We start from the raw sequence: 25,801 nt of genomic DNA on the forward strand, positions 1-25,801 counted from the left end.
CAGCAGGCGGCAAAGATCATCCGTGGCCGACATCACGTTTGGGAGCGGCCTGATAGCGACGGTGTGACCGGCCGGCGAAAGATCGCTGGTGAGACAGGGTCACCCTTCGGGAACCCGGATTTTAGCACGAACCTTTCAATAATTTCCGACGAGAAAAAGGCGACTTGAAATCGCCGCTCTGTGCGCGGCATCCGGCCAAACCGTCCAACGTCCTGCGGATTGCCGCATTCTCTGCCCGGCGACCCCGGCTCAATGCGCTTGACCGTCCGGAAGTCGTCCCATAGGTTGCCGATGCGACAGGGACGGATTGGCCGGCCGGTAGTCGTTGCCGACGGGTGCGAATGAGCAGCCCGACAATCTGACGGGGCTCCAGATTCCCGGCGCCTTTTCCCCTTCGAATCCGCCTTTGGGTGACGCGACATTGCGACCCGGGCTACTGACCTTGCCGCAGAAGACCCGATGCCAGCGCGACTTAAGGAAAGGTTCCACCGTCATGACAGTGAACGCCGCTCTCTTACGCACCCAGGCATTCCGGCAGGACGGGTTCGCTTCGATCGGACCGCTCCTCTCCCCGGAAGAGGTCCAGACCTATCGTGAGATCTACGACAGGCTCCTCAGCGGCGAGATCGCCAGCGGGGACAAGCGCTCCGACCTCGGCTCCCACGTTCCGCGCCGGGAAGGCGTCCGCGAGAACATCACTCAGATCATGTGGCCGTCGGCGCTCCACCCCCCGCTGAGGGAGCTGCCGTTGCATTCCCGTGCTCTGGCGGTGGCCCGGGAGCTGATCGGCGACGACGCCATGCTGGATTTCGACATGATGATCCACAAGGCGCCGGGCACCGGCGTACCGACGCCCTGGCACCAGGACGCCGCCTACTGGGTCGACCTGCCCGACACGCGCGCGGTCTCGATCTGGGTGGCACTGGACGAAGCGACCCTGGACAACGGGTGCATGTGGTACATCCGGGGTTCTCATCGAGAGCCTCTGCGCCCCCACCGCCCGACCAGCGACGGCCGCAACATCGAATGCGACTGCTCGGAGAACGAGCCCGGCGCCACCGCGGTGCCCCTGTCGCCCGGGGAAGCGGTGGCGCACGCCGGCGGGACCGTACACGCCTCCCGCGGCAACACCTCGGACCGCAATCGACGTGCGTACATCCTCAATTACCGGCCCGCCGAGATGATCAGGGTCGAGCGGGATCAGGGCATGGACCACGGCCTGGAGAAGAACGAGCGCCAGGTACGCAACCGGGGTGCGAAGGAGTCCGGCGCCTGAGCGGAAGTGAATGCCATGACCCCTCCGCCCGGCAGTGTTCCACTTTCCCGTGGGTAAGCCTCGTCCGTCGCCCCGTCCATGGGTGTGTTCCGCCGTTCACGGACGCCGGGACGGCGTCGGTGTTACGTCCTCGCGCGGCCAGGTGGAATTCTCCACGGGTGCGCCGCGACTCCTTCTGTAAGCCGCCGGACGCGGGCGCCACCGCGTGTGCGTCGGCACGGGTACTTTCGCGTCCGCTGCCGATTCCGTCGTGCCGTCGGCGACTTCTGCGCGATGACTCCTTTTCACGCTCCCGCAATGTACCGTCCATTTCTGCGAGGTATCGCAATGAATTCCCAGACCCCCACGGACATCACCCGAGATCCGGTGCGGTTGAGCGGTGCGGTGATGACGCATCCCAGACGCATCGACGCTGCCCGGCTCCTCGCGGGCGCGGACACGGTCGGCCGGATACGCGTGGTGACCGACCCGGAACCCGACGGACCGCCGACGGCGCTGCGCTCCGCGGCGCTCGCCTGGCAGTGTGTGGACCCGGACGCCACCCACCACCTGGTGCTCCAGGACGACGTGGTGCTGGCCGAGGGCTTCTTCCGCTACGCCGAACAGGTCGCGGCAGCCGTCCCCGACGAGGCCGTGGCCTTCTACACGGGCTGGGAGGGACGCACCGGGGCGGCGACGCGCCTGGCGGCGCTGGCCGGTGAGCAGTGGACGTACGCCGTCGAGGAGCACGCGCCGTGCCTTGCGCTGATGCTGCCGGCCCACGTCGCCAAGGGCTATGCCGGCTACGCGGCGGAGCACGGACACGGCTGGCCCTACGACGTGGTGATGCAGCGCTACCTGAACTCGCTCCGGGTTCCGATCCGCGTCTGCGTTCCCAGCACGGTGGACCACAGCGAGGTGCCCAGCATCGCCGGCAACAGCACCCACGGCTGGCGGCAGGCGGCGTTCTTCACCACCCGGGCGACGGAGCCCACCACCTACGACTGCGCGCAGTTCGCGGTCGTCCCCTTCTACCAGTACGGCGACGCGCGGACGGCGCTGCGCCACCACGTGGACGCGCGGTGGGAGTACGTCGAGACCGAACGCTACCTGCGGCGCCTCGGATGGGCGGAGCGGTGCCGCGACGCCTTCGCGGCGGCCCCGCCCTCGCCGCTGCCCGGGCACGTGGCGCGGGCGGTATGGGAGACGGGGTTCGCCATGGGCGTGGTCGTGGCCGCCGTCACGACCGAGCCGCCGCCGGCGGAGGTGGCGCGCGCCGTGATGGACTCGCTGGGGCCCGGCGGCCTCTGTGAGGACTACACCGCCGAGGAACTGGGCGAGTTTATCCCGCCGGTGCGGGAGCTGGCCCTCGCCGCCTTCGAGGAAGGGCGCACGGCCGAACGCTCCGGCGCGGACGCCGCGCCCGGCCCCCGCGTGGCCGTCACCGGTGGCCACAGCGCCTTCGGCCGACAGCTGGCGGGCCTGCTCGGCGACCTGGGCTACCAGGCCGCTCATGTGGAGGGGCCGGTCGAGGCCGCGCTCCTGGACGGCGCCGCGTATGTCGTGCACCTCGGTTCCCCCGCGGCCGGGCCGGGCGCGCTGTCGCAGGTGCTGTCGGCAGCCGAGAAGGCGCACGTCGAGCGTCTCCTGTACGTCGGTTCCGCGGCGCTCTACCGAGGCAGCGCCGAGCCGGTCGTGACGGAGACCTCGGTGACGGGGCCGCCGAGCGACCCCGAGGCCCTGGAGTGGTGGCTGGAGGAGGAACAGTGCCGCCGCTGGGGTGCGGAGAGCGCAACGGCGGTTCAGATCCTGCGGCCGGCCGAGCCGGTGGGGCCGGGCGTCCTCGTCGAGGGCACGGCAGACGCGGCGGGCACGACAGGGGCGGCGGGGGCGGTGGGCACAGCGGGCACGGCCGCGCACTGGATGCACCTGGCGTGGACGCGGCGTCCCCTGCCCCTGGACCACAGCCGCCGGCACCAGGTGGTGGATTACCGGGACCTCGCGGGGGCCATCGGCGCCGTCCTCTCGGCGCCGCCCCTGCGGCCGGTCTTCAACGTCGCCTCCGAGGACTACACGGAGGAGGAGCTGGCCGAACTGGTCGCGCACATCGCACGCCGTACCCCCTGGGAGCGGCTGCCTGAGCCCGGCGCGCGGCAGCCGGTCATGGCGACCGACCTGATCGCGGCCGAGTTGCACTGGCGGGCATCGGCGCCGCTGCTCCAGGGCATGAGAGCCCTCGCGCAGTGGCTGGCCTGCGACACCCATGACGCGATCACCGGGCTCCCGCAGCTGGGCAGCGATGCCTGACCAGACGCTCGCGCCGCCCGGGACCCCCAAGGACGGGCTCTTCTCCCGGAAGTACGGGGCCGCCACGTGCAGCTTCGCCGCGGTGATGTTCCTGACCGGGTTCGCCGCCCTGGCCGTGGTGCCCACCTTGCCGACGGCGGCCCGGGACCTGGACGGAGTGGCCCTCTTCCCCCTGGTGGCGGGCTGCTTCGTGTCGGCGAGCCTGCTGGGCGGGGTCCTCGGCGGCCACTGGGCGGACCGTTCCGGGGCGCGCGGGCCGCTGGCGGCGGGCATGGCGCTGACGGTGGTCACCCTCCTGGTCTCGGCCACGAGCACCTCGATCTGGCAGCTCGCGGGCGGGCGCTTCCTGGACGGACTGGCCGCGGGCATGGTCGCCGTGTCGGTCAACACCGCCATCGGCCAGGCGTACCCGGACCGTCTGCGGCCCCGTGCGCTGGCCCTGATGAGCACGTCCTGGATCATCCCGTCACTGGCGGGGCCCCCGCTGGCCGGGCTGGTGACCGAGTGGTGGTCCTGGCGGGCGGTGTTTTACGGCCTGGCAGCCCTGACCTTGCTGCCGGCGCTCGCGCTGGTGGTCGTGCTGCGAGGCCGTTCCTGGCCGGGGACCGCCGCCCCGTCGGACGAGCGGCCGCCGCGCCCGGCGCTGCTGATCGCCGCGACGGTCAGCCTGGGCGCGGCGCTGGGGCAGTACGGCGTGTCGGGCCGGGACCTGCGCCACCTGCTGTTCGTGGCGGTGGGACTGGGTCTCCTCGTGACCTTCGCGCCGAGGCTGCTGCCCGTGGGCACCTGGCGGGCCGCTCGCGGCCTGCCGACCACGGTGTTGCTGCGCGGCCTGGGCTCAGGGGTGTTCTTCACGCTGGAAGCGTTCGTACCGCTGATGCTGATCACCGAACGGCACGTGCCCGCGGTGATGATCGGCTTCGCGTTCACCGGCGCCGCCGTGGTGTGGGCGGGCGCCTCCTGGGTGCAGGGGCGGCTGCTGGAGAACTGGCCCCGGCACCGGCTGGTCGTCGTCGGCGCGCTGGTGCAGTCGGCGGCCGTGGTGATCGCCGTGGTCGGGACGCTGCCCGGGGTGCCGGCGCTCACCGCGGCCGCGGCCATGCTCGTGGCGGCCGTCGGCATGGGCCTGCTGGACCCGTCCCTCACCGTGCTGTCGCTCTCGCACAGCCCGCCCGGCCGGCAGGGCCATGCCAGCAGCGCGATGCAGACCAACCAGAACCTCGGCCAGATCGCGGTCCTCGGCCTCGCCGCCGCCGTGCTCAACACCTGCCTGGCGATCGGCGCGTCCGACCTGACCGGCTACGCGGCCGCCTTCGTGCTCCTCCTCGTCCCGAGCCTCCTGGTCGTCCTGCTCGCCGGGCGGGCCCGCCGTGCCTGAGCGATCGCGCGGACGACCCGCCGACCCACCCGAACGCATCACGCCACCTCTCACCTCCCCCACCATCTTCCGCACCAGAAAGGGACCATCGTGCGCACTGACCTGGTCGTCATAGGCCTGGGGTACGTCGGACTGCCGCTCGCCCGGGAGGCGTGCCGTTCCGGAATGGCCGTCACGGGCCTGGACCGCGACGCGAAGACGGTGGCGCGGCTGGGCGAAGGCACCTCCCACATCGACGACATAGACGACGACGCGGTCCTGGCCATGCTTGCGGCGGGCTTCACCGCGACCACCGACGAGCAGGTGATCGCGGACACCGCGGCGGTGGTGATCTGCGTGCCGACACCGCTGTCCCCCCACGGCGGGCCGGACCTGGCCATGGTGGAGGACGCGTGCGCCGTGGTGAGCCGGAACCTGCGGCCCGGGACGCTGGTGGTGCTGGAGTCGACCACGTACCCGGGAACCACCGACGAGGTGGTCCGCCCGATCCTGGAACGCTCGGGCCTGACCGCCGGGGTCGACTTCCACCTGGCCTTCTCCCCGGAGCGGGTCGACCCGGGCAACAGGCACTACGGAATCCGGAACACCCCGAAGGTCGTGGGCGGTTACACCCCCGACTGCACCGCCGCCGCGGCCGCCTTCTACGGCAAGTTCGTCGACGAGGTCGTCCAGGCCGCGGGCACCCGCGAGGCCGAGATGGCCAAGCTCATCGAGAACACGTACCGACACGTCAACATCGCCCTGGTCAACGAGATGGCGGTGTTCTGCCACGAGCTCGGGATCGACCTGTGGGACGCGATCTCCTGCGCCGCCACCAAGCCGTTCGGCTTCCAGGCCTTCCGCCCCGGACCGGGCGTCGGCGGCCACTGCATCCCCATCGACCCGAACTACCTGGCCCACAAGGTCCGCACCCTGGGCTACCCGTTCCGGATGGTGGAACTCGCCCAGGAGATCAACACGCGGATGCCCCGGTACGTGGTCGAGCGCGCGCAGCAGCTCCTCGACCGAGCCGGAAAGACGCTCGGCGGGGCGCACGTACTGCTGCTGGGCGTCACGTACAAGGCCGACATCGCCGACCAGCGCGAGACGACCGCCCGCCACGTCGTGAGGCGGCTGCGCGCACTCGGCGCCCACGTGTCGTTCCACGACCCCCACGTGCCGGCCTGGGAAGTCGACGCGATCCCCGTACCCGCCGCCGAGGCCGAACTGCCCCGGGCCCTGGAGCGGGCGGACGTGACGATCTTGCTCCAGCACCACCGCTCCTACGACATCGACCTGATCGAGCACCACGCCCGCCTGCTGCTCGACACCCGCGGGTCCGCCCGCCCGCAGCCCCACGTCGAACGCCTGTAGGGCCGGGCACCGGACGGACAGAGAGGGACGACATGACACGACCGGTCGTGCAGGCCGCCCACTACGGACTGGGCAGCATCTTCCCCGTCGTCGTGCTCGACGCACACCCCCGTTGGCACACTCCGAGGATCGGCGCGCTGCCGGAGCCCTCCGGGGAGCCGAAACACCTGCTCGTGGTCCGCTGGACGGGCCTCGACCCCGACATCGGGGCGGCCCCCGCCCTGCTGGAGCGAGCCGCCCGCCAGGCGCCGGAAGACTTCACACCCGGCCGTCTGACTCGGTTCAAGGACGGCCTGCCCTCCTCCCTGCTCGTGACCACCCTGCCCGCCACCGCGCTGCTCGGCCCGTGGGCCGAGCGGCCCGGCGGAAAGGCCGGACCCCTCCGGGCACTTCCGGCCCTCACCAGCTCTTCCTCTAAGGAGTAATTCCATGTGCGGTATCGCCGGCTGGGTCGACTTCTCACGTGACGTGGCACGAGAACAGGACATCGCGCGGGCGATGACGACCACAATGGCCCGGCGCGGCCCGGACGCCGAAGGCCTCTGGATGGCGGAACACGTCGCGCTGGGACACCGGCGGCTGTCCGTCATCGACCTCGAAGGCGGCTGCCAGCCCATGACGGCCGAGGACGGCACCGACCCCCGTGCCGTCCTCACGTACAGCGGCGAAACCTACAACTTCCAGGAGCTGCGCGCCGAACTCCGGTCCATGGGACACGAGTTCAAGACCCGGAGCGACACCGAGGTGGTCCTGCGCGCCTACCTGGAGTGGGGGTCCGACTTCGTCACGCGCATCGAGGGGATCTACGCGTTCGCCGTCTGGGACACACGCGGGGAGGAACTGCTCCTGGTCCGGGACCGCATGGGCGTCAAGCCGCTCTACTACGCGCCGACCCCCACCGGAGTGCTCTTCGGCTCCGAACCGAAGGCGATCCTCGCGCATCCGGATTTCTCGGCCGTGGTGGACGCCGACGGGCTCCGCGACATCCTCTCGGTCGCCAAGGTGCCCGGACACGCGATGTTCCGGGGCATGCGCGAGGTCCCGCCGGGCTGCACCGTGCGTGTGACCAGGTCGGGCGCGGTCGAGGAGCGTTACTGGGGACTGCGGGTCGGGGAACACACCGACACGCTCCAGCAGACCATCAGCACCGTCCGCGACATGCTCGAATCCGTCGTCAGCCGGCAGATGGTGGCCGACGTGCCGCTGTGCACCCTGCTCTCCGGCGGCCTGGACTCCAGCTCTCTCACCGCGCTCGCCGCGCAGGTGTCCCGTACCCAGGGGCCGGGACGGATCCGCTCCTGCTCGGTCACCGACAGCGATCCGCGCCACGAGCCCGGCACGCGGGGCAACGACGACCACCTCTACGCCCGGCTGCTGGCGGAGCACGTCCGCTCGGACCACAGCGAACTGCCCCTGCACGCGCCGGACCTGCTCGACCCGGCACTGCGGGCCTCCGTCCTCGCCGCCTACGACCTGCCCCTCGCCAAGGGCGACGAGCACGCCTCACTGCATCAGCTCTTCGGCCTCGTGCGCCGTCACTCCACCGTCGCCCTCTCCGGGGAATGCGGTGACGAGGTCTTCGGCGGATACCGCTGGCAGCGCGACCCCGACGCGGTCTTCTCCAGCACGTTCCCGTGGGTGCACGAAGGCCGGCACAACTACCAGGGCAACGAGGTCGTCTTCGAGCCCGATCTGCTGGCCAAGCTCGACCTGGCCACCTACGAGCGCGACTGCCACAGCTCCGCCGTCGCCGAGATCGCCGCGCCCGAGCACATCGGCGACCCGGCCGAGGCGCGCTACCGGGAGGTCACCTATCTGGCGCTCACCCGCCACGCCCAGGTGCTCTTCGACCGCAAGGACCGGATGAGCATGGCATGCGGGCTCGAAGTCAGGGTTCCCTTCGCGGACCACAGGCTCGTCGAGTACACCTTCAACGTCCCCTGGGCCATGAAGAGCTTCGACGGCAGGGAGAAGAGCCTGCTGCGCGCGGCCATGCGGGACCTCCTCCCCGCGGCGGTGGCCCAGCGGATCAAGACCCCCTATCCCTCCATCCGGGACGCCGCCTACAACCGGGTGCTCCGCGAACGGCTGGCGGATGTCGTCCGGACGGATCAGAGCCCGCTCGCCCCGCTGTTCTCGGCCCGGCTCAAGCAGGCGGTGGCACGGCAGGGAGCCGCGGCCCTGGAGCACGGGATGAGCCGGGCGGCGCTGGAAACCACGCTCCAGCTGGACGACTGGCTGCGGACGTACGGAGTGCGGATAGCCCTCTGACGGTGACGGTACGGCTGAGGCCGTTCGGACCGGCAAGCACGGGGGAGTAGCCGAACGGCCCGCCCGGTCCCGCACCCGCCCTGAGCGCATGCGCCCGCCGGAGGCGGGGCAGCCGCGTGGGGAGGGAGGGGCCGGGCGGTGACCGGAGGCCGAAAAGGAGACTGCGCCGTGTCCCAGGGAGCGACGACCCGACGCCTGCTGGAGCAGTACGGACAGACGTACGCCGAGGAAGCCGGCATCCGGCTGCGGAACACGCCCGCGCCGCTCTACCAGCTGGTGACCCTGTGCGCGCTGTTCGCCGTACGCATCAAGGCGGACATCGCCGTGGCCGCGGCCCGTGAGCTCTTCACGGCCGGGCTGCGCACGCCTCGCGCCATGGCCGCGTCCTCCTGGCAGGACCGGGTGGACGCCCTCGGCCGCGCACACTACCGCCGCTACGACGAGAGCACGGCGACGGCGCTCGGGGACGGGGCCGAGTTCCTCCTCGACCGGTATCGAGGAGACCTGCGGCGGCTGCGTGAGGAGGCCGGCCGGGATCCCGGCCGGACGCGCGAGCTGTTGCGGGAGATCCCCAGGATCGGTCCCGTCGGCGCGGACATCTTCTGCCGGGAGGCGCAGGGACTGTGGCCCGAGCTGCGCCCGGCGTTCGACCGCCGGGCCCGGCAGGGGGCGGACGAACTGGGACTGCCGAAGACGCCCGAGCGCCTGGCCGGGCTCGTCCCCGCCGATGACCTGCCGAGACTGGCGGCCGCCCTCATCCGCGTCGAGCTGTCCAAGGGCGCGGTGGACGAGCTGCGCGAAACCGGCTGAGCCCCCGGCCCGGGGGACGCACGGCCGCCGGCCGGGCCGGGCTGTCCGGCCCCGATCCGCCGGACACCTCTGGGTAGGGTGGCGTGACAGCACATCGTGAACCGGAACAAGGAGCAGACGTGAGCGAGCCGGCGTCCATCGCCCTGCAGCAGGAGATCGCCCGGGAACTCCAGGTCGCCGAGACCTTCGAGGCCGAGCGGGAGATCCAAGGCCGGGTGGCCTTTCTCGCCGAGCGGCTGACCTCCACGGGTCTGCGCTCCCTCGTGCTCGGCATCAGCGGCGGCGTCGACTCCACCACCACCGGCCGGCTGTGCCAGCTCGCCGTCGAGCGCGCCCGGGCCGCCGGCCACGAGGCGCGGTTCTACGCGATGCGGCTGCCCTACGGGGTCCAGGCCGACGAGCACGACGCCCAGCTCGCGCTCTCCTTCATCCAGGCCGACCACGTGCTGACCGTGGACATCAAGCCCGCGAGCGACGCCGCGCTCGAGGCCTCGCTGGCCGCCGGCGTCAGCTTCCGCGACGCCCGCCACCAGGACTTCGTACACGGCAACATCAAGGCCCGGCAGCGCATGATCGCCCAGTACGCGGTGGCCGGCGCGCACGACGGCCTGGTCGTCGGCACCGACCACGCCGCGGAGGCGGTCTCCGGCTTCTTCACCAAGTTCGGCGACGGCGCCGCCGACCTGGTCCCGCTGACCGGCCTGACCAAGCGCCGGGTGCGGGCCGTCGCCGACGCGTTGGGCGCGCCCGCCGGGCTGGTGTGGAAGACCCCGACGGCCGACCTGGAGACCCTCGACCCGGGCAAGGCCGACGAGGACGCCCTCGGGGTCACCTACGACGACATCGACGACTTCCTGGAGGGCAAGCCGGTGGCCGAGCGGGCCTTCGAGACGATCGTCCGCCGCTACCGCCTCACCGAGCACAAGCGCCGACTGCCCGTTGCCCCCTGAGGACTGGTCCGGCGGGCTCTCGCGACCGTCTTCCCGTCCGGTCATGGGGCCGGGCAGGGGGCGCGGTCATCCGACGCCCGCGGGGCGGGTGCGGCTGGAGCCGTAGCCGCCTGCGGCCGGGCTGCGCGGCGGACGCCGCAATGGTCACCGCCACATGGTCTACGGGATCTTGTGCCATGCGGACCGGGGTCTCAAAGACCCTACGGGGCCTGGACGCCGGTGGTCCCGGCGTCGGGCTCGGCCGCGGCGGCGATGCCGAAGAGCGCGCCGTGGGGATCCCGCAGGATGATCCCGCGACCGGGGGGATCGGATTCCGTGCCGGCCAGGGCCTGGCCGCCGCGTGCGGTGGCCGTCTCCACGGCGGCCTCCAGATCGGGGACCCGGAAGTGGACGTGCCAGCGCGGGCGGACGTGCGGGTCGGGGGCCTCCGCGAACGCGCCGCCGTGCAGGCGGGCCACCGTATGGGTCCCGTGGCGCAGGAGGATGTGGTTGTTCTCCTCCTCGTAGGCGACCTCGCAGCAGCCGGGCTGGTCGCACGCCCACTGGAGGACTTCGCCGTAGAAGATGGCGGCGTCGAAGGCGTCTCTGGTGCGCAGTTCGAGCCAGGCCGGCGCGTCGTCGCCGTCGCCCATGCCCCAGTCCGGGATGGCCCCGCCCTGCCAGATTCCGAAGACCGCCCCGTCGCGGTCGGCGGCGAGTGCCGCCCGGCCGGTGCCGAAGGACAGGGGGCCGACGGCGACGGTTCCACTGCGTTCGAGGATGCGTGCCGCGGTGACGTCGGCGTCGTCGACGGCGAAGTACGGCAGCCAGGCCACCGGGACCGACAGCGCCCTGGCCAGGGCCCCGATACCGGCCACCGGGACCCCGCCACTGAAGCCGACGGAGAAGGCGTCCCCGAGGCGGGCGGGACGGAATTCCCAGCCCAGTACCGCGTGGTAGAACTCCTGGGCCGCGCCGAGGTCGCGGGTCATCAGGCTGACCCAGCATGGTGCGCCGAACGCTTCGTGACTTGATGTCGACACGACAGCCAACCCCATCCGCCTCACGCGTCACGGGAACCCTTCCCACCCTACTCGCCGCCGTGGATTCGGTCGGCCGAGAGCGGCCGCCGCCCGTTCCGCCCGTTCACAGCTCCTCTTCCGGGGTGGACGCGAATCCGATGCACTCGACGTCGATCTGGTCGGCGAGTTCCGTCAGTACGCCGGCCAGGTCCACGACGGTCTGAGGGTCGGCACGCATCTCTCCGGAGTCGGTCGAGTGCACCCAGTCGCCCGCGAGGCGGCGCAGCAGGGCAGTGACATGGTCGGCGGGTATCAACAGACCGCCATCGGCCGCGGGGATCAGCGGTATGGACACCTGGATCATGAAACCGCCTCCCGAAGAAGCACGAGAAAGGAAAGTGGGAAGGAGCGCTCGGGCGTGTGCCGGCCTTTCGTCCCGCGACCGAGCGCCCGGCCGGTCACTCATCGGGCGGCTACCCCGAGGGCACGCGGGCAACCGCCCGACCGGGCCACCGTCCGGTCCCGGGCCGTCCTGCGCGCGGCCACCCGCGCGGCGGTCAGGCATGCGATCACCGTCGATTAGGCGCGGGCATGCGGGGCAGCGGAAGGTAGGGGGAAGAGACGGGGAGAGGGAGGTATTCCATGAGCCGCCCGGAGTCAGGCGCGCAGTCCCACACGGACGTCTTCGTACGGCGCACCGCTCGCGGCGTCGCTCGTGACGGCGACGCCTTCCCCGCCGAGACCGAGGCCGACCCCGATACGGCTGCCGACGCCGCCGACGCCGACGGCCGGCCCGTCCCCGACCTCCTGCGCCCGGCCGACGTGCCCGCTCACCGCGTCGCCCGGACCGCAGCCCGCCGCCCCGAGCGTTCCGCAGGCCGCCCGGGCGCGGCGCCATGAGCCCGCCCACAGACGGCACCGCTCCCGGGCCCACGACCGCCGCGATTCCCACCATCGGCGTAGAGGAGGAGTACTTCCTCGTCGATCCCGTCACCCGGGCCGTTCGCCCCGCCGGGACACAGGTGGTGCGGGAAGCGGCGCCCGCCGTCGGCGACATGCTCACGGGTGAGTTCACCGAGTACCAGATCGAAGGCCGGACACCGCCGTGCACGGAAACCGCCGAACTGCGCGCCGAGCTCGTCGCCATGCGCGCCGCCGCCGTCGAGGCGGCCCGGGCCCAGGGACTGCGCCTGTGCGCCGGGGGCACCCCCGTGATCGGCGCGGCCGAACCGGCGCACGGCGGCCACCCGCGCTACCGGGCGGGCGCCCTCCAGTACCGGGCCATGCTCGACGATTTCGCGGTGTCCGCCTTCCACGCCCACGTGTACCTCCCGGACCGCGAGACCGCCGTGCTCGTCGGCAACCACCTTCGGCCCTGGCTGCCGCTCCTCATCGCGATGACCGCCAACTCGCCGTTCCACCGGTCCTGCGACACGGGGTACGCCGGCTGGCGGACCGTGATCAGGGGCCGCTTCCCGTGCCTGGGCCCGCCGCCGTACGCGGAGTCCCTGGAGGGGTACGAGCGGCTCGCCGCCGCCATGGCCGACTCCGAGGCCATGCTGGAGGCGGGCATGCCCTTCTGGGACGTCCGGCCGAACCCGCGTCTGCCCACCATCGAGATCCGCTGCATGGACGTCATGCCGTCCGTCGAGGACACCGCCGCGCTCACCGCGCTGATCCGGGCACTCGTCGTGACACTGTCGGAGCGCGTGCGCCGGGGTGATCCCGGCCCGCCCGTCCCGGGAGAACTGGTGCGCGCAGCGTGCTGGCGGGCGGCCCGCGACGGCTGGAGCGGCAGCGGCGTGGACGCGATGAGCGGCGCGATCGCCTCCGGCCGCCGCCAGGCCGAGCGGCTGGTGGAGTACGTCCGTCCGGCGCTGGAGCGGTACGGAGACGCGGGCGAGGCGGAGTCGCTCGTACGGCGCCTCACGGCCCGCGGCTGCGGGGCGGACCGCCAACGGGCCTGGGCCGCGGAAGGGGGCCTGAAGGGCGTCGTGGACGCCCTCGTCCGGGCGACGGAAGAGGGCGACTGAGCCTCGCGGAAGAGGGCGACTGGGCCTCAGAGGTCCTCTAGCCCCGCAGGTCCTCTACGCCTCACAGGTCTTCACCGCCTCACAGGTCCTCGACGTCGCGCCGCTCCAAGGGGCGCAGGGCCGGGCCCTGGAGGACGTCGCCGTCGACGCCGAAGCGGGAGCCGTGGCACGGGCACTCCCACGTGCGTTCCGCGTCGTTGAAGGCGACCACGCAGCCCATGTGCGTGCAGGTGGCCGACACGGCGTGCAGGCGTCCCTCGTCGTCGCGGTGGACGGCGCACGGCTTCCCCTGGACCCGTACGACCGCTCCGCCGCCCGGAGGCAGCTCGTCCACCGTCGGCCGGGCTCCCTCGGTCAGCGCCTCCAGCCGGTCCCCGACCAGGTGTTTGCCGGTCCGCAGCTGGGCTTTCAGGAAGGCGGGCGCGTCCTTCAGTACGGGGCCCAGCCGGCGCGGATCGTACAGTTCGGCCCAGGCGGGAGCCGGCCCGTCGATGAGGGCGCGGAGCAGCTGCCCCGCCATGACACCGCCGCTCATGCCCCAGCCGGAGAAGCCGGTGGCGACGTACACATGGCTGCTTCCGGCGTGGAAGGGGCCGATGAGCGGCACGGTGTCGGTGGGCGCGTTGTCCTGCGCGGCCCAGCGATGGGTGACCGGGACGCCGGGAAAGCGTTCGTGCAGCCACTCGGAGAGCCGCTCGTAGCGGGCCTCGACACCCCCGTCACCGGGAGTGAAGGCCTCGCCGGTCAGGATGAGCAGGCGGTCGTCGCCGTACGGCGCGGTGCGCACCGAGCGCTTGCCGCCCTCGCGGGTGATGTACATGCCGTCGGGATCCCGGTCGGCGCGCAGCGGGCCGGCGATCACGACGTCCCGGTGCGGGGTGAGGCGGGTGAAGAGCATGGCCCGGTCGAAGACCGGGTAGTGGGTGGCGACCACGACGTCCCGCGCGAGCACCGTCACCCCCGCCTCCGTGGTGATCCGGCAGGGGTCCCCCTCCACGAGGTCGGTGACGCGGGAGTGTTCGTGGATACGGCCGCCCAGCGCGGTCACGTCGTCCGCCAGCGCGCGCAGGTACTTGCGCGGGTGGAACTGCGCCTGGCCGGCGACCCGTACGGCGCCCGCCACCGGGAACGGCAGTCCGGTCTCCGTGACGAACTCGGCGTCGAGCCCGGCGTCGCGGGCGGCCTCGGCCTCGGCCCGCAGGGCGTCGACACCGTCCGCGTCCTCGCAGTACGTGTAGGCCGACCGGCTTTCGAGCTCGCAGTCGGCCCCGAGCCGGGCGGCGACCTCGCGGACCCGCTCCAGGGCCGCGCTCTGGGACTGCGCGTACTCGCGGGCGGCCTGCGGGCCGCGGCGACGGCGCAGACCGTCGTACACGGTGGTGTGCAGGGCGGTGAGCTTGCCCGTCGTGTGGCCGGTGACGCCGGCCGCGATCCGCCCCGCCTCCAGAAGGACCACGCTGCGGCCGGCGCGGGCGAGCTCCCATGCGGTGCTCAGCCCGGCGATGCCGCCGCCGATGACGGCGACGTCCGCGACGGCAGGGTCCGTGAGCGGCGGATGGGCCGGAAAGTCGACGGTCTGCATCCAGTGGGACCCTACGGGGTCGGGGTGATGGCTCATGGCGGGCGACTGCCCACGATCTCCCCGGAAATGCGCCCCCGCGGGGAAGCAGCCCTGCCGTCCGACCTCCGGGCGATCAGGGCAGCGGGGTGCCGCCCGTCGCGTTCAGCACCTCCGCCGTGAGGTAACCGGCCTCGGAGGAGGCGAGGAAGACGTACGCCGGGGCCAGTTCGGCGGGCTGAGCGGGCCGCCCCAGGGGCGACTGCTTCCCGAACTCGGCCGCGTCGGGCATCGTGGCCGGAATCAGCGGGGTCCATACGGGGCCGGGGGCCACCGCGTTGACCCGGATGCCCTCCTGGGCCAGCATCTGCGCCAGTCCCTGGGTGAAGGTGACGATCGCACCCTTGGTCATGGCGTAGTCCAGCAGCGGCGGACTGGGCTTGTACGCCTGCACGGACGTGGTGTTGATGATGCTGCTGCCGGGCGACATGTGCGGAAGGGACATCTTCGACAGCCAGAACATGCCGTACAGGTTGGTCCGCATCACGCGGTCGAACTGCTCGGTGGTGATGGCCGCGATCCCGTCCGGCTGCGCCATCTGGTAGGCCGCGTTGTTGACCAGGACGTCGATGCGGCCGAACTCGGCCACGGCCCGGTCCACCAGTGCCCGGCACTGCTCCTCCTCCCGGATGTCGCAGGCGACGGGGACCGCCTTGCGCCCGGCCTCCTCCACGAGCCGCGTGGTCTGCTCGGCCTCCTCGGTCTCCTCGGGCAGATGGGTGAAGAGCACGTCGGCTCCCTCGCGCGCATAGGCGATGGCGACCGCCCGGCCGATTCCCGAGTCGCCACCGGTGATGACCGTCTTGCGGTCCTGGAGCCGCCCGTGCCCGCGGTAGGAGCCCTCACCGTGATCGGGCACCGGGTCCATCGGCCCGGTCCATCCGGGATGCTCCTGCTCCTGCTGCGGGAAGTCGGGCTGTGGATACGCGGTCCTCGGATCCGCGGCCGGCCCGCCCTGCTTCACGTTCTGCCGCGCGTCCGGACCCGCGCCCCGCTCCGTGTGCTGTTCCGCGTGCTGCTTCACCGTGTTCTACCTCCTTGGCTGATGCCCCCACACCGGACGGTTGCCCTCTTCCGGAGCGATCATCCGCAGCCGTCGTCTGAGTTGCGCCGAAGGGGGTAGGCGCTCCGACGTACAGCTCTGAGAGGACGTACGGCTCTGAGAGACGGATGCGGAGGGACCGGCGTTCGGGGACCGGACGAGTCGCCGCGGACGGACGGAGGTCGGCGTGAATGCCAGGGGTGTCGGTCCCGGCGACCGGCGAGAGAGCATCGACGAGCGGGCCGACCGCCTCTGGTGCGAGTTGCTCCACGAGGTACGGGTCACCCTCACCGGCGTGCAGCTGCTGCTGGCCTTCCTCCTCGCGGCGGCCTTCACCCCGGGGTTCGAACGGCTCGGCCGGGTGGACCAGTACATGTACGTCGCGTGCGTGCTGCTGGGCGCCGCGGCGACGGGCGCGCTGACCGCCCCGGTGTGTGTGCACCGCCTCGTGACCGGCCTCGGGCTTAAGCCCGAGACGGTGGCCTGGGCGGCGCGGTTCACGGCGATCGGCCTGTGCCTGCTGCTGGGCATGGTGGCGCTCGGACTGCTGATCGTGCTGCGGATGGTGCTGAGCGGGCCCGCCGCGCTCGTACTGGACGGCGTCCTCGTGCTCTGGTTCGCCCTCTGCTGGCTGGTGCCGGGGCTGTTGTTGCGCCGGACGGCCGTCCAGCGGATCAGGACGGGAGACATCAAGGTCCGCGCCCACGGCAGCGTCCGTGCCCAAGACGCCCGCAACCGGTCCACGCGGAACAGGAAAGGTGACGAACCATGGCCGACGGTGTGAACGCCCACGGAGACGATGTGTACCGGCCGCAGGACGCGGACCAGCCGGCCGAGCGGCAGCCCGACATGGAGAACGCGCTGGACGAACCTGATCTCGACCGCACGCTCGACGAGGGCTACTCGCCTCCCGACCGGCCGCTGGCGGCGACCCGGTACGGCACCACGGCGGAGGAGCAGCAGGCGGGCGAGACGCTCGACCAGCGCCTCGCGCAGGAGGCTCCGGAGGCCGACGAGGTGCCCGCGGCGCAGCCGGCGCCCGAGGACGCGGTCGGCCGCCTGGCCGCCGTCGGAGAGGCCCATCCGCGACGGAACATCGACGTTCTGGCCCGGGACGTGGGGGACGACGCGGGCGGCCTCTCGGCCGAGGAGGCGGCCATGCACGTGGAGAGGACGGAAAGCGGTACCGAGGGCTCGGAAGGCGAGGAACCGCGGCCGGAGAAGTCGGAGGCCGAGATCCAGGCGGAGATCGAGGCCGTCGCGGACATCGAGGCGGAGGGCGGCACGCCGGCGGAGCCGGAATAGCCCTGCCGTACGGGCGCCCACCGCGGAGACGGACGGTGGAAGCCGGCCGATGGGCGACCCACGCCCCAGGCATGCAAACCGGACGAGAGGGAAGCAGCCAGCCATGAACCACGTGCGACGCATCGCCCCTGAAGCCGCGTCCTCGTTCTCCCACGGGCCCGCCGCGGACCCGGCGCTGGACGAGGCGAGGGCGGCCCTGACCTCGGTGGGCGCCCATCTGATGGCGGCGCCCACCGTCACGCGACGGCTCCATGCCAGTCCGCACGAGTGGGCCCGCTTCGGCCGGCACTGGGACGCGCTGGCGCCCGACCCCTACGTCTCCGGCGGGGCCAGCAGGCTGCGGCGCTACGGGCACTTCGGACTCACCCCCTCGGGAGAGACGCGCCCGCGGCCCCACGATTCCTTCGTCCAGCCCGAAGACAGCAACCCGCTCTTCATCGGCGAGGACCGGTACTTCGAACCCCTCACTCCGGAGTTCGCCGACGACCCGCTGTTCCGCTCCCTGCTGCGGCTCCTGGCCGCCGCGGCGTCCTGCCTGGACGATCCGCCCGAGTGGACCGTGAAGGTGCATCCCTTCCGGGTCGTCGCCTCGGCCGGACTCCAGGGACAGCCCACCCCCGAAGGCGTCCACCGTGACGGCGTCACCCTCGTCTCCTCACTCCTGATCAGCCGGCGCAATGCCGTCGGCGGGCAGAGCGCCGTCTTCCATCCGCAGGGAGAAGTCCTGCTCACGACGACGATGACGGAGCCGGGCACCCTCCTGCTCGGCGACGACCGGCGAACGCTGCACAGCGTGACGCCCGTCCACCCGGTCGAGCCCGCCGACCCGGCGTACCGGGACGTACTCGTCGTCACGCTCGCGTCGTGACCCCTCGACGAAGTCCATGACCCCGGACGGCAGACGGCAGACGGCGCAGCGGGGTGGTCCGGCAGCCTGACTGATCGGGGCGGGAGGGGGTAGGCGCCCGACGGGCAACAACCGAACCGAACGACGAGCAGGGGAGGTGTCGGCCATGCAGACGCAGGCGGACACCCGGCCGACAACACTCCGCATTCCCCCCGAGGAAAGGGTGAGAACCTGCCGACCGGCCGTCACCCGGCCGGGCAGCGAACCGGATCCCGACGACGGGCCGGGAGCGCAGGCCGCGGGGGACTGGAACATCGTCAGAGGCGAGGACTGAACATGAAGACGAACAACCCCGACCCGGATCCCCGCAACACCCCAGGACTCGAACCGGGCGGCGGCGTGCCTGCCGGGGAGACCCCGCCCGCCGAGTCGAGCACCAGCTCCGGCGCGGGCCCGTACCGGCCCCTCAAGCGCGGCTGGTCCAAAGGGCCGATCGTCATCATCTGCTTCGTGGCGCTCGTCTGCGCGCTGTTCTTCCTGGCCTTCGCCATCGCGCTCAACATGTGAGCGCCGAGCGGCCGTGGGGCCGCCGCCACCCGACCGCCGTCCCCGCTGTGATGCGGGGACGGCGGCGGTGTCGGTCTGGTGCGCCGCGGCGGGCCGCCCGTCGAAGGCTCGCGGCCTCGGTCTCCCTCCGCACTGATGCGGAACCGCGGCACACCCGGCAAATTTCCATATGAGCGGGTTCTTAAACCGAGGCGGATGCTCACCCTTACGGCTTGAGCCTGCTGAAGCCCACCTCGAAGCGTTCGACCGAGACGATCCGCTGGCCTTCCCGCTGAGCGCTCTCCTCGCGGATCCGGGAGGCCTTCTCCTCGCTCGCCAGCATGGTCTGTTCGTCCTCCCACAGGGTCAGCGACATGGCCTTCCCGGAAGCCCGGTCGACGAGGTAGTAGACGCCCCGGAAACCGGGAACCCCCTGGACCTGCTCGACGATCGCCTCCGAATTCGCGGTCACGTCCCCCTCGGCGGGAACCGGTGATCCCTGGTAGGTGCTCAGCCTCGCGAACATCCCTGGCAGTCCTTTCCTGGCCGCGCTGCCGGTCGGCGGACGGGCAGCTTCAGGACCAGCGTGCTCCGGCGGGCCGCACGCCGCATGCCGAGGGCGCCGCAGCGCGTGACAATGGAGGCCGGGGAGGCGCGCCTGCTGCGGAGAGGCGGGACATCGAGGTGCCGTATATAGCTGTGACCGCCCTGAGCCATGCCGGGCTGCTGCGCGAGCACAACGAGGACAGCCTGGTCGTCGGACCGTGGACGCTGTGCGGGACGGTGACCGACAACCCCCAGACGCTGCTGTTCCCCTTCGGCAGACCGCTCGTCGTCGCGGTCGCCGACGGGCTCGGCGGCCAGCCGGCCGGTGAGGTCGCGAGCGCCCTGGTCGTACGCCGGCTCGCCTCGCTCGGTCCCACCCTGGACGGTGCCCGCCCCGTCGGTGACGCGCTGGAGGCGTGCAATCGTGCGGTGTACGAGGCCGCGGAGGGCCGACCGGAGCTCGCCACCATGGGGACGACGGTCGCGGGAGCGATCGTCCTGGCGGACGCGCTACTGGCCTTCAACGTGGGGGACAGCAAGGTCTACGAGGCCGCTGCGGGCGGCCTGCGCCAGGTGAGCGTCGACGACAGCCCGCCCCCGCGGCCCGGGCAGCGCACGACGTCGGCCGTCACGCAGACGCTCGGCGGCAGTCACGACTTCAGAGGCGTCACGCCCCACGTCTCGGCCTTCGCGCTGTCCGCGGGCGATCGCTACCTGGTGTGCAGCGACGGCCTGACGGACCCGGTTCCCGACGACGCGATCGACCGGGTGCTCCGGGTGCACGACGACGGCAGGGCCGCCTTCGAGCTGTGGAAGGCCGCCATGGAGGCGGGCGGCCCGGACAACATCACCCTCGCGTTGGTACGCATAGGCGGCGACGAGGAAGTCGAATGACGACGGCGGACCGACACCCGGGCCCGGCCCTCCTTCCCGCCCCTTTCCGCCGCCGCGCCCCTCACCGCTCCTTGCCGCCGCTCCTTGCCGCCGCTCCTTGCCGTCACTCCTTCCCGAGCCCCGGCGCGCCCCACACCGGGAACCACCGGCCCAGCTCCGGTTCGATGCCGAGGTCGTCCCCCAGCAGGGACCTGACCTGGAGTTCCAGCGCACTGTCACGCTTCTCGGCCGCCCCGGGCAGAGGCGCGAAGGGGTAGAAGGTGCCGCGCTTGTAGAGGTAGACCAGCGCCAGCGCCCGATCGCCCGCGGCTTCCCGGAAGGCCATCAGGGAACAGAGCAGCTGCGGGCCGAAGCCCGCCTCCTCCAGGAGCGTGTTGACGGCGTGCAGGTCGTTGACCAGCGACGCCGTGTCGTCGGCGGCATGCCGGGCGAGGAGCCAGGTATAGCCGTACGCGTCCCGGCTGAACTCGACGGGTGTACCGCCGCGGCCGGTGTCCGCGTCGAGGAGCTCTCGTACGTCCTCCTGAAGGCGCGCGAAGGCGCCGCCCTCCACGGTGGCGAAGCACACCGAGCCGAGGCCGGTCGGGGCGAAGCCGGCGCCCGCCTCAAGGGTGATCGCGGCGCCGGGCAGGCCGAAGAGCCGGTCGAGGTCGGGGCGTACCGGTTTGCTGCGGCCGAGGATGGTGTCGAGGAGTCCCACGGGAAGCACCTCCGGTCGTGGTGGCGGGCGTACGGGTGACAGGCGTACGGGTGGCGCGCGTACCGGTGACAGGCGTACGGGCCGCCGGCGCACGGGTCACGGGGGCATGCGGGTCACGGCCGGCCGAGCTGCGCGGAGATCCGGCCCAGCTGGTCCAGCCGCTGCTCCAGCGTCGGGTGGGAGGAGAACAGCCGGCCCAGGCTCAGCTCGGAGGAGAAGGCGGGCGCGAACCAGAACGCGTTGAACGACTCCGCCTTGCGCAGGTCCCGCGTGGGGATCCGCGCCATCTGGCCCGTCACCTTGGTGAGCGCGGAGGCGAGCGCCGAGGGACGGCCGGTCAGCAGCGCGGCGGCGCGGTCGGCCGACAGCTCGCGGTAGCGGGACAGCAGCCGTGTGAGCAGGAAGCTGATCACATAGACCACGGCGCTGACCAGGGGAATCACGAGCACCGCGATGGCGGTGCCGCTGTCACGGCCGTGGCGGCCAAGGCCGCCGTAGAGCGCGACCCGGGTCATCACTCCCGCCAGCACGCCGAGGAAGGACGCGATGGTCATCACCGCGACATCGCGATGGGCGACATGCGACAGCTCGTGCGCGAGGACCCCCTCCAGCTCCTCCGGCTCCAGGCGCCGCAGCAGGCCGGTGGTGGCGCAGACCAGGGCGGTGCTCTCATTGCGGCCGGTGGCGAAGGCGTTCGGCACATCGCTGTCGGCGATCGCCACCCGGGGCTTGGGCATGTCGGCGAGGGCGCAGATGCGGTCCACGGCGCCGTGCAGCTCGGGCGCCTGCTCGGGAGTGACCTCGTGGGCACCCATGCCGAAGGCCGCGATCCGGTCGCTGAACCAGAACTGCGCGACGAAGAGACCTCCCGCGATCACCAGGATGAGCGGCCACGAGCCGCGCAGGAGCGCCAGCAGGACCCCGACGAAGACCACGTAGAGCAGTCCGATCAGGAACATGGTGATCACCATGCGGGTGGTGAGCCCCTTGTCCTGCGCATAGCGGGAATGAGAACCGGGACGAGGCATCTGACCCACCCTCCAGCCGGAGCGCTCACGCCGTGCTCCTCTCCCTCGATTGTGCCGCTTTCACCCCTTTAGTCGGGTAGCTGGATATCTTTTCTTCCGTATGGGCAGAGGCCGGACATGCCCATGCTCGTCGGAACCTCGGGGTGGCAGTACAAGGACTGGCGCGGGGTCGTCTATCCGAGCGACCTGCCGCTGCGGCTGTGGCTGGAGGAGTACACCCGGCGGTTCGCCACCCTCGAGAACAACAACGCCTTCTACCGGCTGCCCACCAGGGAGACCTTCGCCTCCTGGCGGGAGCGGACGCCCGAGGGCTTCGTCATGGCGGTCAAGGCGAGCCGCTATCTGACGCACATCAAGCGGCTGCGCGAGCCCCAGGAGCCCGTGGCCCGGCTGATGGACCGCGCCGAGGGACTCGGCGACCGGCTGGGGCCCGTGCTGCTGCAACTGCCGCCCACCTACCGGGAGAGCGTCGCCGCGCTGGACGCGTGTCTGAGCTGCTTTCCCACCCGGGTCCGGGTGGCCGTCGAATTCCGGCACGCCTCGTGGTGGGACGCGGAGCGTGAGCTGCGCGCGGTGCTGGAGCGCCATGGCAGCGCGCTGTGCTGGGCCGACAGGGGCTCCCGTCCCGTATCGCCGCTGTGGCGTACCGCGTCCTGGGGCTACGTCCGCTTCCACGGTGGTACCGCCGAGCCGTGGCCGCGCTACGGCAGACAGGCGTTGACGTCCTGGGCCGGACGCATCGCAGCGGCCTGGCCGGACGAGGACGACGTGTACGTGTACTTCAACAACGACCCGGGCGGCGCGGCCGTGGTCGACGCCGCGCACTTCGCCCGGGCGGCGGCCGCACTGGGCCGGACGGTCAGCCGTACGCCGCCGTACCCCGTGGCGCGGTCCGCGCGGTGACCGGCGACCGCATGTGCCTCGTCACCGCGGGGGCGGGGGCGGTGACTGCTGTTGGTCGTCGAAGGCGAGGGTGAGTGTGCCGTCCGGCTCCACGGCGATGCGTGAACCGAGGCCGAGGCCGAGGCCGAGGCCGAGGCCTCGGCCTCGGCCTCGGCCGTGGCCTCGGCTGATCCGGTCGAGGACCTCCTGGAGCCACCGGCAGTCGTCCTCCGGTGCGCGCCACAGCCGCATCCGCCGGGCGCGCAGCGGGGTGATGCGCAGCGCGCGGAGCCGGCCGGTGTCGGGCTCCAGGACGGGGAAATAGAGAAGCCGCAGGTCGTCGCGGTAGTGCTCGTAGCCGGTGATGCCCTCGTAGTCGTTGACCAGGTCACCGCAGCCGTACGCGATGAGCTTTCCCCGGTACACCTCCAGGGGCCGGGGATGGTGCGACGAGTGGCCGTGCACCAGGTCGGCGCCGCCGTCCACGAGGGCGTGCGCGAAGCGGATCTGCTCGCGGGGGACGTCGTAGCCCCAGTTGGAGCCCCAGTGGATCGACGCGACGACGACGTCCCCCGGTCGTTTCACCTGCCGGATACGGGCGACCAGCGCGGCCGCCGCGGTGTGCGAGGCCCCGGCCACGAAGTCGATCCCGCTGCGGTCCGCCGACGCGGCCCAGCTCGGCGGGACTCCGCTGGACGGCATGCCGAAGGACAGGACCAGGACCCGGCGGCCACCGTCGAGCGGGACCGTCGCCGGGCGGCGGGCCTCATCCGCGTCGCGTCCCGCCCCGGCCGTACGGAAGCCGGCTCCGGCCAGGGAGTCGAGTGTCTCTTCGAGACCGCGGCGGCCGAAGTCGAGGACGTGGTTGTTCGCCAGTACGCAGACGTCGGGACGGGCGGCGGCCAGACAGGGCAGGTTGTCCGGATGCATGCGGTAGTGGATGCCCTTGCCGGGCGCGAAGTCGTCGCTCCGGGTGACGCCCGTCTCCAGGTTGAGTACGAGCGCGTCGGGCGCGGCCCGGTCGAGGATCTCCAGCGCGTCGCCCCAGGGCCAGGCGAAGCCGGCGGGCCGGGGGATCGGGCCGTTCGCCGCCTCCGCCAGCTCGACGTAGGAGCGGGCGTCCCGGACGTACGCCTCGGCCAGCGCCGGATCACCGGGATGCGGAAGTATCTGGTCGATGCCCCGGCCGAGCATCACGTCCCCGGTGAGGCACAGCGTGATCGGACCACCCTGCATCCGTCCAGGCTAGGACCGTCCGACCGGGGATGTCACGGGAGGCGCCGCGTGCGGTCCGCACCGCGGGGTAGTCGCTCTCGTGTGCCGTCGGCGCCCTGAGACGGGTCGCCCGATCCGCCCCGCCACCGGCCACGGAAGAGGGAGGTGAGCACCGTGACCGCATCGGTCAAGGACATGCTGGACACCTATCCGGCCGATCTGGGCAGCGTGGACTCCGAGGCGATGGCGACGTGCATCGAGGCGTGCATCGCCTGCGCCCAGGCCTGTACCGCGTGCGCTGACGCCTGTCTGTCCGAGGGCATGGTGGGTGACCTGACCAAGTGCATCCGCACCGACATGGACTGCGCCGACATCTGCAACGCCACCGCCGCGGTCCTCTCCCGCCACACCGGCTACGACGCCAACGTCACCCGCGCGATCCTGCGGGCGTGCGTCACGGCCTGCAAGGCGTGCGGTGACGAGTGCGCGAGCCACGCCGACATGGACCACTGCCGGATGTGTGCGGAGAGCTGCCGCAACTGCGAGGAGGCGTGCACCGCGCTGCTCGATTCCCTCGGCTGAGCCGGTCGCCCGGTCGCCCGGTCGTCCCCTGCCGCCGCCCCACCGGCCCGGAAGGCCGGAGAAAGGACGGGTGGCTACGCTTGAGGTGGGCTTTGCGAGTCCGGGGAGGCGACTTCATGAGGCGGCGCCATCACTTCCACATCGACCACGCGGGGCACTCGGTCACCGCCACCGTCCAGACCGGACACCCCGTCGTGGTCGAGGTGCTCGTCGACGGCAAGGAGACGGGGCTCACCACGACCAGCGGCGACCACCCCGTCACGGTGCCCGTCGAGCTGCCCACGGATCCGCCCACCCCGGTCCACGTGCGCGTCACACCGGGGCCCGGTATCCCGCGCTGCCTCTTCGAGGCGCCGGATGCCGAGCCACAGGTCATGTCTCCGCGCCCCTACTGAAACGCGCCCCTGCTGACGCGAAGGGGCGCGTACTGAAAGGGGCGCGCCGACGGGCGCCCGCTCACGGGCAGAGCTCAGTCGGGGCCCGTCCAGTCGAAGGTGATGTGCTTGCTGGACTGCCCCTCCCGGCTCCACTGGAAGCCGAAGGCGTCAGCGCGGTCCGCCGTCGCGCGACCCCAGGTCGCGACCTGGCCCGGCCCGGTCTCCGAGCCCGGCAGGTTGGTGCTCTGGACCCGTTCGCCCTCCGGTGTCGTGGGTCCCGTGAGTGCCTCCGCGCGCGCCTCGACCCGCCCGGAAATCGTCGCCTTCCAGCTGCCGAGGTCGTCGTCGACCTCGAACTCGATGGGGGCGAAGTCCATGCCCCGCATCTCCGCTTCCAGCATGCCCGCCAGCTCGGCGGGCCAGCCGCCCGCCTGGCCACCGAAGATCATCTGGAGGGCTTCACGCTGCGGTTCGTCTGCGCGTTCGTCCAGGAACACCGCCGCGTACGCGTCGCTGTGCTCGGCCCACACATTGCCGACGAAGGACGCCAGCATCACCACGTTCAGGCCGTCCAGCGGCACCCCGCCGTAATGGCCCTCGCGGATGTGCCAGGCCAGTACACCGTCGCATTCACCGAACGTGGGCGGCTGGGCGAACGAGCAGGGGCAGGGGACATTGCACCTGCACGTGTCGAACCAGTCGCCGGCCGCATGCCATCTCGGAACAGTCGCCGTCGTCTCGGACATGTCGTCGTCGCCTCCTGATGGCCCGCACCGGGAGGCATCACCCGGTCGGCCATGCCCCGCCGGGCGCCAAGGCGCCCGGTGGCACGGGTCACCATCAATTCTCCCCCCGCCGCCT

General features: G+C 72.0%; 27 protein-coding genes. 18 read left to right on the forward strand and 9 right to left on the reverse strand.

Features of this window, described 5'->3' with window-relative positions:
- The first annotated feature begins 493 nt into the window (after window positions 1–493).
- The 8 genes from ABZX75_RS02705 to nadE all read left to right on the forward strand — a co-directional run bounded on the left by ABZX75_RS02705 (window position 494) and on the right by nadE (window position 10,324).
- Window positions 494–1,276: a phytanoyl-CoA dioxygenase family protein gene (locus ABZX75_RS02705; protein ID WP_355407063.1), complete on the forward strand. Its 783-nt coding sequence runs from the start codon at window positions 494–496 to the stop codon at window positions 1,274–1,276.
- A gap of 327 nt (window positions 1,277–1,603) precedes the next feature.
- On the forward strand, window positions 1,604–3,562 hold the full coding sequence (locus ABZX75_RS02710; protein WP_355407065.1) for an NAD(P)-dependent oxidoreductase: 1,959 nt from the start codon (window positions 1,604–1,606) through the stop codon (window positions 3,560–3,562).
- A complete protein-coding gene (locus tag ABZX75_RS02715; RefSeq protein WP_355407067.1) occupies window positions 3,555–4,940 on the forward strand; it encodes an MFS transporter in 1,386 nt (461 codons plus the stop codon). Before ABZX75_RS02710 ends, ABZX75_RS02715 begins: the two co-directional genes overlap by 8 nt.
- Before the next feature lie 90 nt (window positions 4,941–5,030).
- A complete protein-coding gene (locus tag ABZX75_RS02720) occupies window positions 5,031–6,293 on the forward strand; it encodes a nucleotide sugar dehydrogenase (protein WP_355407069.1) in 1,263 nt (420 codons plus the stop codon).
- 32 nt (window positions 6,294–6,325) lie between these two features.
- Window positions 6,326–6,718 (forward strand): hypothetical protein, encoded by a 393-nt coding sequence (locus ABZX75_RS02725; RefSeq protein WP_355407071.1) that lies wholly within the window; start codon window positions 6,326–6,328, stop codon window positions 6,716–6,718.
- Window positions 6,719–6,722: 4 nt separating this feature from the next.
- Window positions 6,723–8,564 carry an asparagine synthase (glutamine-hydrolyzing) gene (asnB, locus tag ABZX75_RS02730; RefSeq protein ID WP_355407073.1) on the forward strand — a complete coding sequence of 614 codons (1,842 nt, stop codon included), beginning with the start codon at window positions 6,723–6,725 and terminating at the stop codon, window positions 8,562–8,564.
- A gap of 168 nt (window positions 8,565–8,732) precedes the next feature.
- Entirely contained in the window at window positions 8,733–9,374 is a 642-nt protein-coding gene (locus tag ABZX75_RS02735) for an endonuclease (RefSeq protein ID WP_355407075.1), read from the forward strand.
- Window positions 9,375–9,493: 119 nt separating this feature from the next.
- Window positions 9,494–10,324 carry an ammonia-dependent NAD(+) synthetase gene (nadE, locus tag ABZX75_RS02740; RefSeq protein WP_355407077.1) on the forward strand — a complete coding sequence of 277 codons (831 nt, stop codon included), beginning with the start codon at window positions 9,494–9,496 and terminating at the stop codon, window positions 10,322–10,324.
- Window positions 10,325–10,524: 200 nt separating this feature from the next.
- On the opposite strand, the gene ABZX75_RS02745 is transcribed toward nadE, so the two are convergent.
- On the reverse strand, window positions 10,525–11,295 hold the full coding sequence (locus ABZX75_RS02745; protein ID WP_355407079.1) for a VOC family protein: 771 nt from the start codon (window positions 11,293–11,295) through the stop codon (window positions 10,525–10,527).
- Between the two features lie 154 nt (window positions 11,296–11,449).
- Window positions 11,450–11,689 carry a DUF6213 family protein gene (locus tag ABZX75_RS02750; RefSeq protein ID WP_355407081.1) on the reverse strand — a complete coding sequence of 80 codons (240 nt, stop codon included), beginning with the start codon at window positions 11,687–11,689 and terminating at the stop codon, window positions 11,450–11,452.
- A gap of 278 nt (window positions 11,690–11,967) precedes the next feature.
- Between ABZX75_RS02750 and ABZX75_RS02755 the strand changes: the two genes are divergently transcribed.
- Together ABZX75_RS02755 and ABZX75_RS02760 are read left to right on the forward strand one after the other, a co-directional pair.
- The gene (locus ABZX75_RS02755) at window positions 11,968–12,225 is read left to right on the forward strand and encodes a hypothetical protein (protein ID WP_355407083.1); all 258 of its coding nucleotides are present in this window, start codon (window positions 11,968–11,970) and stop codon (window positions 12,223–12,225) included.
- Window positions 12,222–13,358, forward strand: a complete 1,137-nt coding sequence (locus ABZX75_RS02760) for a glutamate--cysteine ligase (protein ID WP_355407085.1) — start codon at window positions 12,222–12,224, stop codon at window positions 13,356–13,358. Before ABZX75_RS02755 ends, ABZX75_RS02760 begins: the two co-directional genes overlap by 4 nt.
- A 79-nt stretch (window positions 13,359–13,437) precedes the next feature.
- Here ABZX75_RS02760 and ABZX75_RS02765 read toward each other — a convergent pair whose 3' ends face one another.
- Complete coding sequence (locus ABZX75_RS02765; RefSeq protein ID WP_355407087.1) at window positions 13,438–14,976, reverse strand: FAD-dependent oxidoreductase; 1,539 nt, start codon at window positions 14,974–14,976, stop codon at window positions 13,438–13,440.
- A gap of 76 nt (window positions 14,977–15,052) precedes the next feature.
- Window positions 15,053–15,940 (reverse strand): SDR family oxidoreductase, encoded by an 888-nt coding sequence (locus ABZX75_RS02770; RefSeq protein ID WP_355407912.1) that lies wholly within the window; start codon window positions 15,938–15,940, stop codon window positions 15,053–15,055.
- Between the two features lie 265 nt (window positions 15,941–16,205).
- Here ABZX75_RS02770 and ABZX75_RS02775 point away from each other — a divergent pair, with 265 nt between their 5' ends.
- The 4 genes from ABZX75_RS02775 to ABZX75_RS02790 all read left to right on the forward strand — a co-directional run bounded on the left by ABZX75_RS02775 (window position 16,206) and on the right by ABZX75_RS02790 (window position 18,737).
- A complete protein-coding gene (locus ABZX75_RS02775) occupies window positions 16,206–16,802 on the forward strand; it encodes a DUF6328 family protein (protein ID WP_355407089.1) in 597 nt (198 codons plus the stop codon).
- A complete protein-coding gene (locus ABZX75_RS02780; RefSeq protein ID WP_355407091.1) occupies window positions 16,787–17,323 on the forward strand; it encodes a DUF5709 domain-containing protein in 537 nt (178 codons plus the stop codon). Before ABZX75_RS02775 ends, ABZX75_RS02780 begins: the two co-directional genes overlap by 16 nt.
- Window positions 17,324–17,426: 103 nt before the next feature.
- The gene (locus tag ABZX75_RS02785; RefSeq protein WP_355407093.1) at window positions 17,427–18,191 is read left to right on the forward strand and encodes a 2OG-Fe dioxygenase family protein; all 765 of its coding nucleotides are present in this window, start codon (window positions 17,427–17,429) and stop codon (window positions 18,189–18,191) included.
- A 315-nt stretch (window positions 18,192–18,506) separates the two neighbouring features.
- Window positions 18,507–18,737, forward strand: a complete 231-nt coding sequence (locus ABZX75_RS02790) for a DUF6480 family protein (RefSeq protein WP_355407095.1) — start codon at window positions 18,507–18,509, stop codon at window positions 18,735–18,737.
- 205 nt (window positions 18,738–18,942) lie between these two features.
- On the opposite strand, the gene ABZX75_RS02795 is transcribed toward ABZX75_RS02790, so the two are convergent.
- On the reverse strand, window positions 18,943–19,242 hold the full coding sequence (locus tag ABZX75_RS02795; RefSeq protein ID WP_355407097.1) for a hypothetical protein: 300 nt from the start codon (window positions 19,240–19,242) through the stop codon (window positions 18,943–18,945).
- A 158-nt stretch (window positions 19,243–19,400) separates the two neighbouring features.
- On the opposite strand from ABZX75_RS02795, the gene ABZX75_RS02800 reads away from it, so the two are divergent.
- Entirely contained in the window at window positions 19,401–20,156 is a 756-nt protein-coding gene (locus ABZX75_RS02800; RefSeq protein ID WP_355407099.1) for a protein phosphatase 2C domain-containing protein, read from the forward strand.
- A gap of 103 nt (window positions 20,157–20,259) precedes the next feature.
- Here ABZX75_RS02800 and ABZX75_RS02805 read toward each other — a convergent pair whose 3' ends face one another.
- Together ABZX75_RS02805 and htpX are read right to left on the reverse strand one after the other, a co-directional pair.
- Window positions 20,260–20,856, reverse strand: a complete 597-nt coding sequence (locus ABZX75_RS02805; protein WP_355407101.1) for a hypothetical protein — start codon at window positions 20,854–20,856, stop codon at window positions 20,260–20,262.
- Window positions 20,857–20,969: 113 nt separating this feature from the next.
- Window positions 20,970–21,884, reverse strand: coding sequence for a zinc metalloprotease HtpX (htpX, locus tag ABZX75_RS02810; RefSeq protein ID WP_355407103.1), 915 nt, complete (start codon window positions 21,882–21,884; stop codon window positions 20,970–20,972).
- A gap of 117 nt (window positions 21,885–22,001) precedes the next feature.
- Between htpX and ABZX75_RS02815 the strand changes: the two genes are divergently transcribed.
- The gene (locus ABZX75_RS02815) at window positions 22,002–22,787 is read left to right on the forward strand and encodes a DUF72 domain-containing protein (protein ID WP_355407105.1); all 786 of its coding nucleotides are present in this window, start codon (window positions 22,002–22,004) and stop codon (window positions 22,785–22,787) included.
- A 21-nt stretch (window positions 22,788–22,808) separates the two neighbouring features.
- Here the strand turns inward: ABZX75_RS02815 and ABZX75_RS02820 are convergent, their stop codons facing one another.
- Complete coding sequence (locus tag ABZX75_RS02820; protein WP_355407107.1) at window positions 22,809–24,002, reverse strand: CapA family protein; 1,194 nt, start codon at window positions 24,000–24,002, stop codon at window positions 22,809–22,811.
- Between the two features lie 153 nt (window positions 24,003–24,155).
- Here ABZX75_RS02820 and ABZX75_RS02825 point away from each other — a divergent pair, with 153 nt between their 5' ends.
- Both ABZX75_RS02825 and ABZX75_RS02830 read left to right on the forward strand, forming a co-directional pair.
- Window positions 24,156–24,563 (forward strand): four-helix bundle copper-binding protein, encoded by a 408-nt coding sequence (locus ABZX75_RS02825; protein ID WP_355407109.1) that lies wholly within the window; start codon window positions 24,156–24,158, stop codon window positions 24,561–24,563.
- Between the two features lie 116 nt (window positions 24,564–24,679).
- On the forward strand, window positions 24,680–24,958 hold the full coding sequence (locus tag ABZX75_RS02830; RefSeq protein WP_355407111.1) for a hypothetical protein: 279 nt from the start codon (window positions 24,680–24,682) through the stop codon (window positions 24,956–24,958).
- Between the two features lie 74 nt (window positions 24,959–25,032).
- On the opposite strand, the gene ABZX75_RS02835 is transcribed toward ABZX75_RS02830, so the two are convergent.
- On the reverse strand, window positions 25,033–25,686 hold the full coding sequence (locus ABZX75_RS02835; protein WP_355407113.1) for a DUF1326 domain-containing protein: 654 nt from the start codon (window positions 25,684–25,686) through the stop codon (window positions 25,033–25,035).
- Window positions 25,687–25,801: the final 115 nt, after the last annotated feature.

This window comes from Streptomyces sp. NPDC003038 (assembly GCF_040611115.1).
Classification (GTDB): Bacteria; Actinomycetota; Actinomycetes; order Streptomycetales; family Streptomycetaceae; genus Streptomyces.

Bases quoted from the DNA above. Each gene is read 5' to 3' on its own strand.
- ABZX75_RS02705 (WP_355407063.1), top strand. From the start codon at position 494: ATGACAGTGAACGCCGCTCTCTTACGCACCCAGGCATTCCGGCAGGAC.
- ABZX75_RS02710 (WP_355407065.1), top strand. From the start codon at position 1,604: ATGAATTCCCAGACCCCCACGGACATCACCCGAGATCCGGTGCGGTTG.
- ABZX75_RS02715 (WP_355407067.1), top strand. From the start codon at position 3,555: ATGCCTGACCAGACGCTCGCGCCGCCCGGGACCCCCAAGGACGGGCTC.
- ABZX75_RS02725 (WP_355407071.1), top strand. From the start codon at position 6,326: ATGACACGACCGGTCGTGCAGGCCGCCCACTACGGACTGGGCAGCATC.
- asnB (WP_355407073.1), top strand. From the start codon at position 6,723: ATGTGCGGTATCGCCGGCTGGGTCGACTTCTCACGTGACGTGGCACGA.
- ABZX75_RS02745 (WP_355407079.1), bottom strand. From the start codon at position 11,295: ATGACCCGCGACCTCGGCGCGGCCCAGGAGTTCTACCACGCGGTACTG.
- ABZX75_RS02750 (WP_355407081.1), bottom strand. From the start codon at position 11,689: ATGATCCAGGTGTCCATACCGCTGATCCCCGCGGCCGATGGCGGTCTG.
- ABZX75_RS02755 (WP_355407083.1), top strand. From the start codon at position 11,968: ATGAGCCGCCCGGAGTCAGGCGCGCAGTCCCACACGGACGTCTTCGTA.
- ABZX75_RS02760 (WP_355407085.1), top strand. From the start codon at position 12,222: ATGAGCCCGCCCACAGACGGCACCGCTCCCGGGCCCACGACCGCCGCG.
- ABZX75_RS02765 (WP_355407087.1), bottom strand. From the start codon at position 14,976: ATGAGCCATCACCCCGACCCCGTAGGGTCCCACTGGATGCAGACCGTC.
- ABZX75_RS02780 (WP_355407091.1), top strand. From the start codon at position 16,787: ATGGCCGACGGTGTGAACGCCCACGGAGACGATGTGTACCGGCCGCAG.
- ABZX75_RS02785 (WP_355407093.1), top strand. From the start codon at position 17,427: ATGAACCACGTGCGACGCATCGCCCCTGAAGCCGCGTCCTCGTTCTCC.
- ABZX75_RS02790 (WP_355407095.1), top strand. From the start codon at position 18,507: ATGAAGACGAACAACCCCGACCCGGATCCCCGCAACACCCCAGGACTC.
- ABZX75_RS02795 (WP_355407097.1), bottom strand. From the start codon at position 19,242: ATGTTCGCGAGGCTGAGCACCTACCAGGGATCACCGGTTCCCGCCGAG.
- htpX (WP_355407103.1), bottom strand. From the start codon at position 21,884: ATGCCTCGTCCCGGTTCTCATTCCCGCTATGCGCAGGACAAGGGGCTC.
- ABZX75_RS02815 (WP_355407105.1), top strand. From the start codon at position 22,002: ATGCCCATGCTCGTCGGAACCTCGGGGTGGCAGTACAAGGACTGGCGC.
- ABZX75_RS02820 (WP_355407107.1), bottom strand. From the start codon at position 24,002: ATGCAGGGTGGTCCGATCACGCTGTGCCTCACCGGGGACGTGATGCTC.
- ABZX75_RS02830 (WP_355407111.1), top strand. From the start codon at position 24,680: ATGAGGCGGCGCCATCACTTCCACATCGACCACGCGGGGCACTCGGTC.
- ABZX75_RS02835 (WP_355407113.1), bottom strand. From the start codon at position 25,686: ATGTCCGAGACGACGGCGACTGTTCCGAGATGGCATGCGGCCGGCGAC.